This window comes from Promicromonospora sp. NPDC060271 (assembly GCF_042726755.1).
Lineage (GTDB): Bacteria > Actinomycetota > Actinomycetes > Actinomycetales > Cellulomonadaceae > Promicromonospora.
Genome location: NZ_JBHXBG010000103.1, coordinates 4367 through 20642, shown reverse-complemented (window position 1 = coordinate 20642; position 16276 = coordinate 4367). Strand labels below are relative to the sequence as shown.

General features: G+C 71.5%; 11 protein-coding genes. 1 reads left to right on the top strand and 10 read right to left on the bottom strand.

The window, feature by feature from the left end; genetic code table 11:
• Positions 1-43: 43 nt before the first annotated feature.
• The 10 genes from ACFWE2_RS16355 to ACFWE2_RS16310 form a co-directional block, all read right to left on the bottom strand.
• The gene (locus ACFWE2_RS16355; RefSeq protein ID WP_377225274.1) at positions 44-844 is read right to left on the bottom strand and encodes a serine hydrolase; all 801 of its coding nucleotides are present in this window, start codon (positions 842-844) and stop codon (positions 44-46) included.
• Between the two features lie 91 nt (positions 845-935).
• Positions 936-1649, bottom strand: coding sequence for a type 1 glutamine amidotransferase (locus ACFWE2_RS16350; protein ID WP_377225273.1), 714 nt, complete (start codon positions 1647-1649; stop codon positions 936-938).
• The gene (locus tag ACFWE2_RS16345; RefSeq protein ID WP_377225272.1) at positions 1646-2842 is read right to left on the bottom strand and encodes an ABC transporter ATP-binding protein; all 1197 of its coding nucleotides are present in this window, start codon (positions 2840-2842) and stop codon (positions 1646-1648) included. The genes ACFWE2_RS16350 and ACFWE2_RS16345 overlap by 4 nt, the downstream gene beginning before the upstream one ends.
• Positions 2835-4010, bottom strand: coding sequence for an oligopeptide/dipeptide ABC transporter ATP-binding protein (locus ACFWE2_RS16340; protein WP_377225271.1), 1176 nt, complete (start codon positions 4008-4010; stop codon positions 2835-2837). Before ACFWE2_RS16340 ends, ACFWE2_RS16345 begins: the two co-directional genes overlap by 8 nt.
• Positions 4007-4945 carry an ABC transporter permease gene (locus ACFWE2_RS16335; RefSeq protein WP_377225270.1) on the bottom strand — a complete coding sequence of 313 codons (939 nt, stop codon included), beginning with the start codon at positions 4943-4945 and terminating at the stop codon, positions 4007-4009. The genes ACFWE2_RS16340 and ACFWE2_RS16335 overlap by 4 nt, the downstream gene beginning before the upstream one ends.
• On the bottom strand, positions 4938-5942 hold the full coding sequence (locus ACFWE2_RS16330; RefSeq protein ID WP_377225269.1) for an ABC transporter permease: 1005 nt from the start codon (positions 5940-5942) through the stop codon (positions 4938-4940). Before ACFWE2_RS16330 ends, ACFWE2_RS16335 begins: the two co-directional genes overlap by 8 nt.
• A gap of 118 nt (positions 5943-6060) precedes the next feature.
• Positions 6061-7713: an ABC transporter substrate-binding protein gene (locus ACFWE2_RS16325; RefSeq protein ID WP_377225268.1), complete on the bottom strand. Its 1653-nt coding sequence runs from the start codon at positions 7711-7713 to the stop codon at positions 6061-6063.
• 219 nt (positions 7714-7932) lie between these two features.
• The gene (locus ACFWE2_RS16320; RefSeq protein ID WP_377225267.1) at positions 7933-11895 is read right to left on the bottom strand and encodes an endo-1,4-beta-xylanase; all 3963 of its coding nucleotides are present in this window, start codon (positions 11893-11895) and stop codon (positions 7933-7935) included.
• A gap of 349 nt (positions 11896-12244) precedes the next feature.
• Positions 12245-12922, bottom strand: coding sequence for an ABC transporter ATP-binding protein (locus ACFWE2_RS16315; RefSeq protein WP_377225266.1), 678 nt, complete (start codon positions 12920-12922; stop codon positions 12245-12247).
• A 121-nt stretch (positions 12923-13043) separates the two neighbouring features.
• The gene (locus ACFWE2_RS16310; protein WP_377225265.1) at positions 13044-14552 is read right to left on the bottom strand and encodes an ABC transporter permease; all 1509 of its coding nucleotides are present in this window, start codon (positions 14550-14552) and stop codon (positions 13044-13046) included.
• A gap of 334 nt (positions 14553-14886) precedes the next feature.
• Here ACFWE2_RS16310 and eno point away from each other — a divergent pair, with 334 nt between their 5' ends.
• Positions 14887-16167: a phosphopyruvate hydratase gene (gene eno, locus ACFWE2_RS16305; protein ID WP_377225264.1), complete on the top strand. Its 1281-nt coding sequence runs from the start codon at positions 14887-14889 to the stop codon at positions 16165-16167.
• Positions 16168-16276 lie beyond the last annotated feature (109 nt).

Below are 16276 nucleotides of genomic sequence, written 5' to 3'. Positions count from 1 at the left end.
TTTTGTGGGTTCGGAACGTTTCGAACCCACAAATAGCCAGCACTCAACGAGGCGGGGTTGGGAGGGCGAGGGCCAGGGCGCCCAGGGACTTGAGGGTCTCCTCCGACTGGTGTTCGTCGTAGCCGCGCGTGCAGACCGCGATCACCAGGGCGTCCGGACCCGGCGCGCCCACGAACGCGACGTCGTGCCGGATGCCGTCCACCCAGCCGGACTTCGAGCCGAACGGGAGGCCGTCCGGTACGGCGGCTGTGAGCTGGCGGTCGGTCTGGCGGCCGAGCATCTCGCACATCCACGCCGTCCGTTCCTGGCCGGCCAGCCTGCCCGTGACCAGGGCGGACATGAGGAGGCACAGGTCGGCCGCCGTCGTGCGGTGCGAGGCGCCCGCCTGCTCGGCGGCCAGGTCGGAGTACTTGCGGCCGAAGACGGAGTCGGCGGCACCGGCGTCGGCGAGGACCTTGTTCACGGCGGGCAGGCCCACCCGCTCGGCCACGATGTTGGTCGCCTCGTTGGACGAGACGACGATCATGCGTTCGACGACGTCGCCCAGCGGCATCGGGGTGCCGTCCGGCGGCAGGCCGCTGTCGACGTCGTCGGGCTCGATCGTGTACTCGCCCGCGCCGGGTACCTGCGAGGTGAACGTGCGGGTGGCGGTGCAGGTCTCCGCCAGGCTCGCCGTGCCGGCGTCGAGCTCGCGGGCCGCCGCGACGAGCACCGCGAGCTTCACCGTCGAGGCGGCGTAGATGTCCAGCCGGTCCTGCCGCGCGGCCAGCACCTCGCCCGACGCGCGGGCGATCCGGTAGGCCACGACGGGCACCCCGTCGCTGTGCGTCCCTGTCGACACCATCCGGCCCGGTCCTCTCGTCGATCCTCATCCTGCCGAAGTAGAACTACCGCGAAGTAGAACTGCGGTCGCCCTGGTTCCGTCTCGCCCTGTTCTACTCAGCGGTCCGGTGGACGACGTCGGTCCACGCCCGGACCAGCGCACGCGACTGCGCCTCGTTCTCCGCACCGTGGACCATGGCCGCCGCGGCCAGCGCCGTCCGGTCGATGCCCTGCTCCGAGAGGGCCGCCTCGTCCCAGGTCGCCACGCGCTCCGGTCGTGCCTCGGGGTGGAACTGCAGCCCCCAGGCCCGTTCACCCACGCGGAAGGCCTGGATCGGGCACTTCCCGCTGGAGACCAGGAGCGTCGCCGACGGCGGCAGGGCGGTCACCGAGTCCTCGTGGTTCTCGATCATCCACAGCGGTTCGTCGGGGACGCCCGGCAGGTTGCCGAAGACGGGGTCGTCGGCTGCGGCGGGCAGCACCGTCAGCGCGCACATGCCGCGCTCCGTCTCGCCGGACCGCGCGGTGACGCCGCCTCCTGCGACGTGCGCCAGGAGCTGGCCGCCGAGGCACAGGCCGAGCAGCGGCAGCCCGGCGTCCAGCGCCTCGGTGGTCAGCCGCCGCTCGCGCGCCAGGAACGGGTGGTGCAGGTCGTCGTCCGGCATGAAGCCGCCGCCCAGCAGGACCAGACCAGCGAACCCGTCGAGACTCTCGGGAAGCTCGGCGCCAGGAACCAGGACGGGTTCGAGGCCGGCTTCGGGAAGCCACTGTTCGAGCCGGCCCATCAGGCTGGTGGGCGAGTTCAGGACGACCAGGACACGCGTCATGCGTCGACCCTAGGCGCCACCAGCTCTCGCGCGAAGTGACAGGCCGCCACGTGGGAACTGCCTGCATGCGACCCGACAGAGCCCGAGCCGTCGCGGACGACGAGGGCAGGCCGCTCGGTCTCGCACACCGCCGGGATCGGCCGCGCGCCGGTATCGGTGCGGTCCGCCGACGGCGCCGTGCGCGCCGACGGCGCCGTGCGCGCCTCGGACACAGTGGGCGCGAGCCAGCAACGCGTGTGGAACGGGCAGCCGGACGGCGGGTCGACGGGCGAGGGCGGGTCGCCCTCGAGGGTTATGGCGCCGCCGCCGACCGGCGAAGGCTCGACCGGCGAAGGTCCGTCGGTCGAAGGTCCGTCCGGCGAAGGCTCGACCGCCGGAGCGGGCGCGACCAGCCGGACCGACGGGTCCGGCACGGGCACCGCCGACAGCAGCGCCTGGGTGTACGGGTGCTGCGCGCCGTCGTACACCTCGCCCTCCGGCCCCTGCTCGACGATGCGCCCCAGGTACATCACCGCGACGTCGTGGGCGATGTGGCGTACGACGCCCAGGTCGTGCGCCACGAACAGGTACGACAGGCCGAGCTCCGCCTGCAGGTCCTCCAGCAGGTTGATGACCTGCCCCTGCACCGACACGTCGAGGGCCGAGACCGGCTCGTCGCACACCAGGATCTTGGGCCGCAGCGCGAGCGCGCGGGCGATCCCCACGCGCTGCCGCTGGCCGCCCGAGAACTGGTGCGGGTACCGGCTCGCGTGCTCGGGGTCCAGGCCGACGAGCTCCAGCAGCTCGCCCACCGCGGCCCGCCGTCCGCCCGCCGGGTCGATGCCGTGGATCGCGAACGGCTCGCCCACGATCTCGCCCACCGACATCCGCGGGTTCAGCGACGTGTAGGGGTCCTGGAACACCATCTGCACGTCGCGGCGGAGCTGCTTGCGGCCCGCCCGGGAGAGGCTCGCGACATCCTCGCCGTCGACGAGGACCTGGCCGCTGGTCGGCGGCTCGATGCCGACGAGCACGCGCGCGAGCGTCGACTTGCCCGAACCGGACTCGCCCACCAGGCCGAGGGTCTGCCCACGGCCGAGGGTGAGCGAGACGCCGTCGACGGCCTTCACGGTGTTGACCGACCGGCGCAGCAGCCCGTTGCGCACCGGGTAGTGCTTGACGAGGTCACGCACCTCGAGCACGGGCTCAGTCATCGCTGCCTCCTTCGACGGCGGACGGCGCGGGCCGGGTCTCGACAGGCTCGACCGCCGGAGGGACAGGCTCGACCGCCGCCGTGGCAGGCTCGACCGCCGGGGCCGGGGCGTCCGGCCGTGGTTCCCGGCCCGCCATGATGTCCGGCGCGAAGTGGCACGCGGACGCCCGGCCCGGGGCGGGGGCGGCCAGCGGCGGCACCTCCGTGCGGCAGACGTCCCGCGCCGCGTCGCACCGGGGGTGGAACGGGCAGCCCGGCGGTCTGGCCGCGGGGCTCGGCGGGCGCCCGGGGATCACGGCGAGACGTCCGGTGCCGGACGCGGACGGGATCGAGCGCAGCAGCGCCCGCGTGTACGGGTGGGCGGGCGCCGTGTACGTGGGAACAACGGGTGCCTGCTCGACGGCGCGCCCCGCGTACATCACGGTGACGTCGTCGGCCACGCCCGCGACGACTCCCAGGTCGTGCGTGATCAGCACGAGCCCCATCTGCCGCTCGCCCTGGATCTCCGCGAGCAGCCGCAGCACCTGCGCCTGGACGGTGACGTCGAGGGCGGTGGTGGGCTCGTCGGCGATGAGGACGGAGGGGTCCAGGGCCAGCGCCGAGGCGATCATGACGCGCTGCCGCATCCCGCCGGAGAACTGGTGGGGGTACTCCTTGACCCGTGCCTTCGCGTTCGGCACCTTGACCAGGTCGAGCAGCTCGACGGCCCGCTTGCGGGCGTCGCCCCGGGACAGCCCGCGCCGCGCCCGCAGCGCCTCGGCGAGCTGGTAGCCCACGGTGTGCACGGGGTTGAGCGCGGCCAGCGCGTCCTGGAACACCATCGCGACCTGGTCGCCGCAGCGCGCGCGGTGCTCCTTGCGGCTCAGGGTGAGCAGGTCGGTGCCCGCGAGGCGGACGCTGCCGCCCGCGACCCGCGCCGTCTCCGGGAGCAGGCCGAGCACGGCCAAGGACGACACCGACTTGCCGGAGCCGGACTCGCCGACGATCGCGAGGGTGCGGCCGGCCTCGACCCGGTAGGACAGGCCGTCGACGGCGCGCACCGGACCCGAGGGGGTACGGAACTCGACGCTGAGGTCGGTGACCTCAAGCAGCGGTGCGGCCGCCGCGCTCTCGTCGTCGTGCACCGGCCGCTCCTCGGCTGCGTCCCGCGCGCGGCTCGGGCGGCTCATGCGCTCAGCCTCGGGTCGAGGGCGTCGCGCAGGGCGTCGCCGAGCACCACCAGGGCAAGGACCGTGGCGACCAGGCAGACCAGCGGCGCGAGCAGCACGTGCGGCGAGCCGCCGAGCACCCACTGCGAGCCCTGCTCGATCTGGATGCCCCAGCTCGTCGCCGGCGGGCGCACCCCGATCCCGAGGAAGGACAGCACCGCCTCCGCGCTGATCACGCCGGCCACCGAGGTCGGCAGCAGCGCGGTGACCGTGCCGATCGCGTTCGGCAGCACGTGCCGGACCATGATGCGCAGGTCCGAGGCACCGAGGGAACGCGCAGCGGTGACGTAGTCCAAATTCTTGGCCTCCAGGGTGGCGGCGCGGACGTACCGGGCGTACGGCATCCAGCCGAACAGGATGAGCACGACGGCGGGCAGCAGGATCACGTCGAACGTCCCCGCGCCCAGGTCGACGCCCTTGAACAGCGACAGCACCAGCAGCGCCGCGAGCAGCAGCGGGATCACGAGGAAGACCTCGACGGTGCGTGACACCAGGTAGTCGACCCAGCCGAGGTAGTACCCCGCGAGCAGGCCCAGCGTGACGCCGATGACCAGCGAGACGCCGACCACGACCACCGCGAGCAGCAGCGACGGGCGCACACCGTGCACCATCGTGGCCAGCACGTCGCACCCGAGCGCGTCCGTGCCCAGCGGATGCTCGCCGCCCCAGCCCTGGGGCGCCGTCCGCGCCTCCCGGATGGGGCACGCCCGCGGGCTGGTGTCCGTGAAGAGCCGGGGGAAGGCGGCCATCACAGCGAAGAACACGACGACGGCGGCCGCGGCGATCGTGTCGGGCCTGCGCCGGAGCGTGCGCCAGGCGTCGGCCAGCGGGCTCGACGACGCACCGGCCCCGTGCGGCACCGTCGGGGTGGGGGCAGCGGCAGCGGCGTCACTCATAGCGGATCCTCGGGTCGAGCAGGGCGTAGGCGATGTCGACGACGATCATCACCACGACGGTCACGGCGGCCAGCAGGGTCACGATGCCGAGCACGAGCCCGACGTCGTCGTCGCGCACCGCGCCCCACAGGACGCCGCCCATCCCGTAGATGTTCATCAGGCCCTCGGTGATCACGGCGCCGCCCAGGGCCTCCGTGAAGGTCAGGCCGACGGCGGTCACCACGGGGACCGACGAGTTGCGCACCACGTGGTGCACGACGACGTGCCGCTCGCCCAGGCCCTTCGACCGCGCCGTCCGCACGTGGTCTCCCTGGTAGGACTCGAGCTGCCCGGCACGGACCAGGCGGATGAACGCGGCGGAACCGGCCAGGCCGAGCAGGATGCCCGGCACGAGCACGGTGGCCCACGGATGCTCGGGGTCGAACGACGGCTTGAACCAGTACGGGGGCCAGCTGTCCTCGCCGAACGTCTCCTCCGCCCACGTGCTCAGGGGGACGGCGACGACGTACCGGTAGACGATCAGCAGCACGAAGACCGGGAACGCGTCGATGAGCACGGACGTGAGGCGGATGCCGTGGTCTCCCGGCGAGCCGCGCCAGCGGGCGGCGACGGAGCCGAGCACCATGCCGAGCACCAGCCAGGTGACCAGGACCACGCAGAACAGGCGGAGCGTGTTCGGCGCCGCGGTGGCGACGATGTCCGAGACCTCACGCCCGCGCAGGTTGGTGCCGAAGTCGCCCTGGGCGTACTGGCCGAGCCGTTCGACGAACGGACCGAGGCACGGGTTGCCCACCTGGTCGAAGCAGGGGTCGTCGAGGTTGAAGCGCTGCTCGACGACGGCGATCTGCGCGGGGGACGCGACCTTGTCCCCGAAGAACGCCTGCGCCGGGTTGCCGTTGAGCTGGATGGCGACCGTCGTGAGCAGGTGGAGCAGGAACATCACGAGCAGCAGCGTGCCGACGGCCTGGACGGCACGGCGAAGGATGTAGCGCCCCATGGGTCTCCTCAGGTGTGCGCCGAGTCAGCGCCGCAGTCCGACCACGGCACTGACTCGGTGTCGTTCAGGCGCCGAGTCAGCGCGTCGGTCGGACCACGGCGCTGACTCGGCGCACGGGTTACGCCGTGACCTCGATCTCGCGCAGGATCGGCGCACCCGAGAACGGGTTGAGGATCACGTTGTCCAGGCGCTCGCTGTAGTACGTGGCGCTGAAGCTCCAGCGGAACGGGATGGTCGGGAACTCCTCGGCCAGGATGGCCTCCGCCTCCTGGTAGAGGGCGACGGACTCGTCCAGCGACGGCGCTGCCGCTGCCTCGTCCAGCTTGTCCTCGAACTCCTCGCTGTACCAGCCCCAGTGCCCCGCGCCGGGCTCGCCGGACGCGTAGAAGCTGAGGTAGTTCTCGTTCAGCGGGTAGTCCGGGAACCAGTTGTTCCGGAACATGCCGTCGTAGCCCTGCTCCGCCCGGGTGGTGAAGTAGTCCGGGTCGATGTTGAGCTCGTACGGGATGCCGAGCACCTCCTCGATCGAGTTGCCGATCGCGGTGAAGTACTCCACCTCCGCGTCGTCGTCGCCCAGGCTGATCTGGAGCTTCTCGCCGTCGGGCCAGCCGCCTGCCTTCTCCAGCGCCTCCTTGGCGGCCTCCGGGTCGAAGACGCACCACTCGCAGGTGCCCGCCTCGCCGCCGGGCACGCCGCCGGGGACCACCCAGGAGTCGGCGGGGGTGGCCTGACCGCTGCCCAGCGAGGAGATGATGCCCTCGCGGTCGATCGCCATCGAGATCGCCTTGCGGAACTCCTTGTCGTTCCACGGGCCCTCGGTGTAGCCAGAGAAGCCGAGGTACGTCAGCGCGGAGCCGGGACGCTCCACGTAGCGTCCGGCGAGCTCCGGGTCGTTCCTGGCCGCCTCGACCTCCGCGGTCGGCGGGAACGAGAGGTCGAGGTCGCCGGTCTTGAAGTCGGCCCACCCCGAGGTCTCGCCCGTCGCGTACTCGGTCCAGTGGATCGCGTCGTAGTCGGGGGTCTCGTCGAGCGGGTAGTCGGCCCACTTCTCAGCGGTGAGCTCCTGGCCCTGCGCCCATTCGGTGACCTGGAAGGGGCCGTTGCCGATGGGTTCGAGGGCACACTTCTCGACGTCGTCCAGGCACTCCTGGGCGATGGGGAAGAAGCCGGTGTAGCCGAGCATCGTCGAGAAGCCGGCGAACGGAGAGCTGAGCGTGACCTCGAGCGTCAGGTCGTCGACGACCTTCAGCCCGGACAGCTCGTCCTCGGCGCCCTCCTTGACGATCTCGTCGTTCTCGTCGGTCTCCGGCTGCATCTCGTCGTAACCCTCGATGATGCTGAAGAAGTAGCCGGAGTACAGGCCGTTGTCGCCGTCGGCGGTGTAGTTCCAGGCGCGGGCGAACGCGTCGGCGTCGACGGGCTCACCGTTCTGGAACGTGAGGTCCGGCTTGATCTTGATCGTCCAGACGGTGTTGTCGTCGTTGGGCTCGATCGACTCGGCCACGTAGTTGTACGGCTCGGTGGTCTCCGGGTCGTACCGGACCAGGCCGTCGTAGACGACGTCGAGAACGCTGATGTTGTCGTAGGCGCCGGCGTCGCCCGGGAACAGAGTCTCCATGTCCTGGCTGATCCAGGTCTCCAGCGTGACCGGGCCGGCGGAGCCGTCGTCCGCGGTCTGGCTCGGGCTGCATCCGGCGACCGTCACCGCGACGGTGGCGCACATGGCGACCGCGGCGAGCCGCGCACTGCTTCCTGCTCGTCCTTGCCTCACTTCTTGCCTCCCCCAGGTCGGCTCCCCGGTGTCAGGGCGGGGAGGTTTGGACCATATCGCCACGGGAGGCGGGCCGCGCGGAAATTAGCGTAAACCGTCTGTAACGATTCGTCAGGAGTCCTGCCGTGCCGGCGCGGGACCAACACGGGCCGGAACGCGGACGAGCCGGAGTTGTTTCCGCCGCGGGGGTCCGCCGCGGAAACAACTCCGGCAGTCAGCTCAGCGCCGCACCGTCACCGGATCGCTCGTGGCGGAGGCCGTGTCACCCTCCGCGGTACGGGCCGTCACCTTCACCGACAGCTCGTGGCCCACGTCGTGCGGCTTCACCTTGTACGTCTGCCCGGAACCCGACCTGCTGCCGCCGCGGACCGGCTCGCCGTCGCGCAGCCACTCGTAGGTGAACGTCGCCTCCCGCGACCACGTGCCGGGGTCGGCGGTGAGGGTCTTTCCCTTGGCCGGCTTGCCCTTGACCACGGGCGGCGTGAGGCTGACCAGTCCCGGGTCCGCGACGAGCTGACCCACGCCCCAGCGGGCGGTGGACTGGTACCCGGCCCCGGTCGGGTCGGCCCAGTTGCGGACGGCGGTCCGCGCGCCGTCGCTCGCGTCGTTGACCTGGAAGTCCAGGCCGTGGAACGTGCCAGGCCCGGCGTAGGACAGCAGGTCGATCGCGGCCTCGACCCGGTACCCGCCGTCGGTCAGCGTGGTGGCGCTCACCAGGCGGGCACGCTGCGCGGCCTCGTCACCCGTCCCGAACGACACCGCGTTCTCCGCCGAGACGCGGATCTGCGTGTCGTCGGCCCGGTACCCGCCGTTCTTCGCGTTGCCGCCGTCCACGTAGATCTCCACGGAGTCCTGGATCCACGGGTCGGAGCCGGAGACGTCGACGACCGGGTCGGCGACGTCGGCCAGGACGAACAGCGTGTTCTCCCGCCACAGCGTGCGGACGGTCGCGACCGCACCACCCGAACCCTCCACCTCCTTGGTCGTGGTCACCGTGCCGGCCGTTGCCCACACGTCGTCCAGCTCGCCGTCGATCTCCGGCGCCGTCGTGGCCTCCGCGACCTCCAGGTACGACAGCTCCTCGAGCAGGGTCAGGGTGCCCAGCGCACCCGGCGTGTTCCACGTCGTGGTCTCGTCGCCGCTGGTCACCCGGGCGTCGAACGCCGCGGTGGTGCCCTCAACGAAGGTCGCGGGCAGGCGCACGACGACGTCGTAGCCACCCTCCCGCTCGGTCGCCACCGCGTCGGCACCCTCGGCCCCGCCGGTCACGGACCCGTCCCGCGCGATCACGTACTCCGCGTCGCCGAGCGCCAGCGTGACCGCGTCGCCGGCCGTCGCTCCGGCGTCGTCCACCGAGACGAACGCCGTCAGGTGGTCGGCCGCCCAGCGGAGCTGGAAGGCGGCCTCACCGCCGTCCGGCGCGTCGAACGTGTGCAGCGGCAGCCGGTCCCAGACCGGGGACGCGGTCGCCGAGGCATCCAGCGGCACGTCACCCGCGAACACGTTCGCCGTGCGCAGCCGGGCCGGCAGCTCGCCGCCCACCGCGCCGTGGTACGCGGGCTTGGCCTGGTACCGGTCGTCGAAGATCAGCGGCGCGCCGCTGTCGACCCGCCACGACCGGCCGTCGGTCAGGCCCCACGCCGTCACGCAGAACAGGTCGTCCGCGTGCGCCCGGAACGCCTCGAACGCGTCCCGGAAGTAGTACCCCTGGTCGATCAGCCTGGCCTGGCTCACCGGGGTTCCTGTCGTGACGTCGAGCTCCGTGACCGCCTGCTTGACCGGCAGGCCCTCGAACCGTGCGAGCGCACCCTCCAGCGCGCTGACCGGCATGGCGAGCGACACGTGGAACTGGTGCCCCACGCCGTCCACCGGCACACCACGCGCCAGCAGCCGCTCCACCAGGGCGAGGTAGCGGTCCTGCTTGCCGCCCTGCTCGGTGTTGTAGTCGTTGATGAACAGGGTCACGGGACGGGCCGTCCCCTCCGCCGCGTACGTCTCGTTGAACGCCTCGTCCGCGTACCGGAACGCGAGGTCGACGAACTCCTCGCCCAGCACCCGGAACCACTCGCTGCGCCGCAGCCCGTCCGGGTTCTCCGCGCCGTCGGACACGACCTCGTTCACCACGTCGAACGCGACCAGCGGATTGGTGTCCGAGCCGAACGGCCCGTACTCGGTGCTGAGGTTCTCCGCGACGTCGAAGATGTGGGTGCGCAGGCGCTCGCGGAGGATCGCCTGGCCTTCCGCGGTGCCCGGCAGCGGCTGGCCGGCGTCGTCCTGGAAGAACCACTCGGGCGTCTGGCCGTGCCATACCAGCACGTGGCCGTAGACCCGCAGGTCGTTCGCCTGGGCGAAGTCCATGAGCGCCGTCGCCTCGGGGTGACGGCGGAACGTGCGCTCGTCGTCGTACCAGGCCTCGGGCTTCATGTGGTTCTCGGGAGTGATCTGGCCGAAGTGGCGGTTCAGGAGCTGGGCGGCCGTGCCCGACGTCTCGCGGCTGTCGATGGCGACGCCCACCGGGAAGTCGACGGTCTCCTTGATGCCCGTCAGGTCCTCGATCAGCGGCGGCTCCGGCACGGACACCACGATGTCGTCGATGAGCCAGTCGCTGGTGTTGCCCCCGTTGTAGGCGGTCTCGAAGTAGAGCAGTGCGTCGTCGTGGTCCGGCACCGTGAAGGTGGCGGTCACCCGGGTCCAGCCGGTGCTCGTGATGCCGCTGAACTGGCCGAGCGTCGAGAAGGTCTGGGCGCCGTCCGTCGTGGTCGCCAGGCTCAGCCAGACGTCGCCGGGCGTCTGCCCCTCGGCGAAGCGGACCCAGGCCGAGGCGTCGTAGGTGACGCCCGCCCGGAGCACGCCGGTGACGTCGTGGGCGATCCCGTCGCCCGTGGCGTCCCGGCCGGTCAGCGCGGCGGACCGGGTGGAGTCGTGGGCGTCCGAGTCGGTGACCGCGAGCGTGAAGTCCGAGGTCTCGGTACCCTCGCGCGGCACCCAGCCGCCGAGCGTGCCGTCCTCGAAGTCGGTGCTGATCACCGGGCCCGATGCCGGGGGAGTGCCCTGCGGGAACGTGAACTCCCAGCCGTCGGCCAGGCGCTCGGTCACGACCGTCCGGACCGCGGCGAGCGTGCCCGACCGGTCGCCGCCGCCGTCGTGCGCCAGGACCAGCTCGCCCGGCACCATCGCGGTACGCAGGTTGGCGGTGAGGGTGTCGACGTCCTGCGTCTGCCAGTCGGCGATCGTGTTGCGCACGGCGAGCGGCTGCATGCCCAGCTCGACGGCGACGCCGGGCGTCACGCCCCACGAGCCGTTCGGCGCGCGCCAGAACGGGACCTTCTGGTTCGGGTTGCCGAGCGCGTCGCGGATGATCCCCAGGTTCGCGACGAGGTCCGCGCGCACCTGCTCCTCGGTCCACGAGCCCATGTCGGCGTAGCCCGTCGAGTGGTTGCACAGGACGTGGCCGTCGGCGACGATCCGGCGCAGGATCGCGGCTCCGCCGTCGGCCTGGATGTTCTGGCCGATCACGCAGAACACGGCCTTGATCTCGTGCTCCGCGAGGAAGTCGAGCAGGGCGGGCGTCGTGCCGGGGTTCGGTCCGTCGTCGAAGGTCAGGGCGGACACGTCGCCGGTGCCCTCCGCCGCGTACACGGGGGTCGGGACGGGGTTGATCGCTCCGCCGGGGACGACGTCGCCCGGCGGGACGGTGTCGGAGGTGGTCACCATGATGTCGTCCACGAGGATCGTGTAGGGAGCGGCTTGGTCGGTGCTGCCGAGGTAGGCCTGCAGCTCGGCCGGGTCGCCGTCGGCCGTGTAGGTGCCGGTGACGGTGGTCCAGTCCGTGCCGATCGTCGTGTTGCCGACCCAGGTGTAGGCCGGCTTCACGACGAACCGGACGTCGGTGCTGGTGGGGCCGGTTGGCTCGGCGGGTTCGGCCAGGCGGGCGCGCATGCTGAACGTGTAGGTCACGCCGGCGCGGAAGATGGCGGTGGGGGACTGGATGCCCTCGTAGTCCGCGGCCCGGGTGATGGCGAGCACGCTGCCCGTGCCGTCGGGGTCGGCGATCACGTCGAGGCCGGCGCCGCCGCTGGGGGTCCAGGTACCGGTGGTGCCGTCCTCGAAGTCGACGGCGGTGACGACGGTGTCGGCGGCGGTGGCTGTGACTGGTGCGGTGACCAGTGCTCCGGCAAGCACGAGGGCGGCGAGGCTCGTGGCGGTTCCCGCTCGTGTTAAACGATTTCCGAGTGACGAACGGGATCCGTCCGTCGAACGAGGTCTACGTGCTGGTCGTGGCTCACGGATGAAACGATTTCGAAGAAGCATGCGGCGCTCCCTTGCGCGTGTCTTCAGGTAAGGGTCGAACGCCGGAGCGGCGGTGCTGCGGCGGACGTAAGGGCAGAGTAGCCAGCGGGAGCGGCGCCGTCGAGAGGCTGGTCGCGCGTTGTTCCTCCTGCTGCGCGGCAGCCGAGCGATTGTGCCCACAAGTCATACGAATTCCGGGCACAATCACTCGGCTGCCGGGGAGCGCCGGCGAGCGCCGGGGCTACGCCGCCGTCAGGTCCTTCAGGGTTCCCTTTGCTATGCGGAGGCGGCGGGGGGTCCGGGCCGCGACCACCGAGTCGTGCGTGACCAGCACGATCGTCAGACCCTGCTCCTTCCACAGGCCCACGATGAGGTCCACGATCTCGTCGCGGGTCTCCTCGTCGAGGTTGCCGGTGGGCTCGTCGGCCAGCAGCACCTTCGGGTTCTTCACGAGCGCCCGCGCGATCGCCACGCGCTGCTGCTGCCCGCCCGAGAGCTCGCCCGGCAGATGGTCGCCGCGGTCGCCGAGGCCCACCGACTCCAGCGCCGCCAGCGCGCGCGCCGTCCGGGTCTGGCGCGGCACCTTGGCCGGCACGAGCGCCGTCTCCACGTTCTCCAGCGCGGTGAGCGTCGGGATGAGGTTGAAGTTCTGGAACACGAAGCCGATGGTCTCGGCCCGCGCGGCCGTGAGCTGGGTGTCGCTCATGCCGGCGAGGTCCTTGCCGTCCAGCGTGACCGTGCCGGACGTCGGCCGGTCCAGCCCGCCCAGCATCTGCAGCAGGGTGGACTTGCCGCCGCCCGTCGGGCCCTGGACGGCCACGAGCTCGCCGTCGCCGATGGTCACGGACACGTTCTTGAGCGCGCGGACCTGGCGCTTGCCCTGGCGGTACGTCTTGGTCAGGTCGTCGATCTGGTACATCGGTCTACCTCTCTGGGGTCAGGTCTCGGGGCTCACGCTCTACCTGTTTCGCGTGAGCCTGCGGTTCCGCTTCGGGCGCGTGCCTCGTTGCTCGGCTCGCACCCTGCGCTGCACCTCCGGCTCACGCGAGGGAACGGAGGGCTTCGGCGGGGCGCAGCTTCGCGGCGCGCTGTCCGCCGACGACGCCGGCGAGCAGTCCGCCCAGCACAGCCAGCCCGACGGCTGCCAGCACGATCCACAGGCTGACCGGCGCCTGGAGGACGACGTCGACGGCGTTGCCGCCGCCGAAAAGGTCACCGGCCGGCCCGCCGAAGGTGCGCTGAGCGCCGTCGGGCGCGGTGACGCCGCCCTGCGGGCCGCCGCCCGCCGGCATCAGTCCTGCGGGCCCGCCCATGGTGAGGCCCCCCGACGCCCCGCTGAGCGTGATGCCCGTGAGGTTCACCGCCCACACGGCCAGCGCGCCGAGCGCCAGACCCACCGCGCCGCCGATGAGGCCCTGCACGACGGACTCGCCGGCCACCTGCCCCACCACCCGGTTCCGGCTCCAGCCGAGCGCCTTGAGCGTGCCCAGCTCACGCGTCCGGCGGTTCACGCCGGAGACGGTGAACAGGATCGCGAGGCCGAACGCCGCCGCGAGCACTATGACGCTCAGCCAGGTGCCGAGCGTGCCGATCAGGTTGGACGCCGTCGAGAGGGATCCGGTCACGCCCTCGGCGAGGTCGGACTGGGTGCTGACCGACGCATCGGGCAGCTCGCTCTCGATCGCGGCGGCGACGGCGTCCACGTTCTCGGCCGAGTCGACCTGCACGTAGACATCCGTGACCTGGTCGGCGAGGTCCGCGAGGGTCTGGGCCGTTGCGAGCGGGACGTAGACGTCGGACGCCGTCGCGACGCCGTCACCCGTCGTGGACGAGACGGTGCCCACGATCTCCAGGTCCTTGCCGCCCACCGTGATCTTGTCGCCGACGGCGAGCTCCTGCTGCTCCGCGTAGTTGGCGTCCAGGACGGCGACGTTCTTGTCGTCCGTCTCCAGCGTCCGGCCGTCGGCCACCTCGGCGGTGGTCAGTGGTCCGACGGCGGCGGCGTCCGGGTCGACGCCCGTGACCGTGAACTGGTCGATCTCGAAGGACGAGCCGCCCGCCGAGCCCTCGCCGCTCCCGTCCGGGCCCATCCGCATCGTGACCGGGCCGTCGGCCTCCATGTCCGGCATCTCGCCGGAGAAGGACATGTTCTGCAGGTCGAGCGTCGCGGCCACGCCGGACACGTGGTCCAGCCCCGCGACGGTCTCCAGCGCGGAGGCGTCGAACGACGTCGAACCCATGGCGGTACTGAGGCGGTCCTCCGAGAGGTCGCGCGTGCCGTCCTCGTTCGCCTCGCCCTCTCCCTCCTCGAAGTCGAAGCGGCCCGGACCGGCGCCCGCCGCGACCGGTCCGTCGCTGGGCTGGTCGACGGTGATGTCGGTCCCGACGCCGTAGACGGACTCGAGCACCTCGGACTGGGCGTTCCTGACGCCTGTCGATACCGCGTTGACGACGATGACGAGCGCGATCGCTACCGCGAGACCGATCGCCACCACGACGGTCTGCTTGCGTCGGTTGCGCAGCTCTCTGCGCAGATAGGTGAAGAACATGGGCTCCTGCCTGGGGTCGGGAGGGGACGTGCGGAAAAGTTGGTGTCCGCGCGGACCGTCCTGCGGGCTGTAGCGCCGCGCCCTGGTCAAGGGGCGAGCGGGCGGAGCGGTTCGCGCCGCAGGACGGTCTGCGCCGGACGTTCGGAACGCTAGGTGGGCTCGCTGTGGTGGCCCTGTCGCGGACCTGTGATGACCCTGTGAACCGCGGGCGCACGACGCGGCGGCCGGCCTCGCCGTCGAGGCGTGAGCGAGCCGTGGACGGTTCCGCGCGGTGTCGCCGGACGTCCTACGCTGAGGTCGTAACCGTCGAGCAACATCCTCAGAAGGAGATTCCGTGGCTAGCATCGAAGCCGTTGGAGCACGCGAGATCCTCGACTCGCGCGGCAACCCCACCGTGGAGGTGGAGCTCGTCCTGGACGACGGCACCTTCGCCCGTGCGGCGGTCCCGTCCGGCGCATCGACCGGCGCGTTCGAGGCCGTCGAGCTGCGTGACGGCGACAAGGGTCGTTACCTGGGCAAGGGCGTCGAGAAGGCCGTCGCGGCCGTCAACGACGAGATCGCCCCCGAGCTCATCGGGTACGACGCCGACGAGCAGCGCATCATCGACCAGGCGCTGCTGGATCTGGACGGCACGCCGAACAAGGGCAAGCTGGGCGCGAACGCCATCCTCGGTGTGTCGCTCGCCGTCGCGAAGGCCGCTGCCAAGAGCTCGGGCCTGGACCTGTTCCGCTACGTGGGCGGCCCGAACGCGCACGTCCTGCCCGTGCCGATGATGAACATCCTCAACGGCGGGTCGCACGCGGACTCGAACGTGGACGTCCAGGAGTTCATGGTCGCCCCGATCGGTGCCCCGACGTTCCGCGAGGCGCTGCGCACCGGCACCGAGGTGTACCACTCCCTCAAGTCCGTGCTGAAGGAGAAGGGCCTGGCCACCGGCCTGGGCGACGAGGGCGGCTTCGCGCCGAACCTCGGCAGCAACCGTGAGGCGCTGGACCTGATCCTCGTCGCCATCGAGCGGGCGGGCCTCACGCCGGGCACCGACGTGGCGCTCGCGCTCGACGTCGCCGCCACGGAGTTCTTCTCCGACGGCGTGTACGCGTTCGAGGGCGGCAAGAAGACCTCCGACGAGATGATCGCGTACTACGAGCAGCTCGTCGCCGACTACCCGCTGGTCTCGATCGAGGACCCGCTGTCCGAGGACGAGTGGAGCGCCTGGACCGGGCTCATGGGCAAGGTCGGCGACAAGGTGCAGATCGTGGGCGACGACCTGTTCGTCACGAACCCCGAGCGGCTCGCCCGCGGCATCGCCGAGAAGTCGGCCAACTCGCTGCTGGTCAAGCTCAACCAGATCGGCACGCTCACCGAGACGCTCGACGCCGTGACGCTGGCTCAGCGCAACGGCTTCACCACGATGACCTCGCACCGCTCCGGCGAGACCGAGGACACCACCATCGCGGACCTGTCCGTCGCGACGAACGCCGGCCAGATCAAGACCGGTGCCCCCGCGCGTGGCGAGCGCATCAACAAGTACAACCAGCTCCTGCGCATCGAAGAGGCGCTCGACGAGGCGGGCACCTACGCCGGCCGGTCGGCGTTCCCGCGCTTCCAGGGCTGACCCCGGCGCGTTCACCAAGCTGTCAGACACACACGGACGTGTCAGACGTAAGGGGCGGCGGAGTGTCCCGTAACTCGGGCACCACCGCCCGGGGATGACAGCTTTGGGG

Coding starts and splice junctions, on each gene's coding strand:
- ACFWE2_RS16310 (WP_377225265.1), bottom strand. CDS start 14,552: ATGTTCTTCACCTATCTGCGCAGAGAGCTGCGCAACCGACGCAAGCAG.
- ACFWE2_RS16330 (WP_377225269.1), bottom strand. CDS start 5,942: ATGGGGCGCTACATCCTTCGCCGTGCCGTCCAGGCCGTCGGCACGCTG.
- ACFWE2_RS16335 (WP_377225270.1), bottom strand. CDS start 4,945: ATGAGTGACGCCGCTGCCGCTGCCCCCACCCCGACGGTGCCGCACGGG.
- ACFWE2_RS16350 (WP_377225273.1), bottom strand. CDS start 1,649: ATGACGCGTGTCCTGGTCGTCCTGAACTCGCCCACCAGCCTGATGGGC.
- ACFWE2_RS16345 (WP_377225272.1), bottom strand. CDS start 2,842: ATGACTGAGCCCGTGCTCGAGGTGCGTGACCTCGTCAAGCACTACCCG.
- ACFWE2_RS16315 (WP_377225266.1), bottom strand. CDS start 12,922: ATGTACCAGATCGACGACCTGACCAAGACGTACCGCCAGGGCAAGCGC.
- ACFWE2_RS16355 (WP_377225274.1), bottom strand. CDS start 844: ATGGTGTCGACAGGGACGCACAGCGACGGGGTGCCCGTCGTGGCCTAC.
- ACFWE2_RS16340 (WP_377225271.1), bottom strand. CDS start 4,010: ATGAGCCGCCCGAGCCGCGCGCGGGACGCAGCCGAGGAGCGGCCGGTG.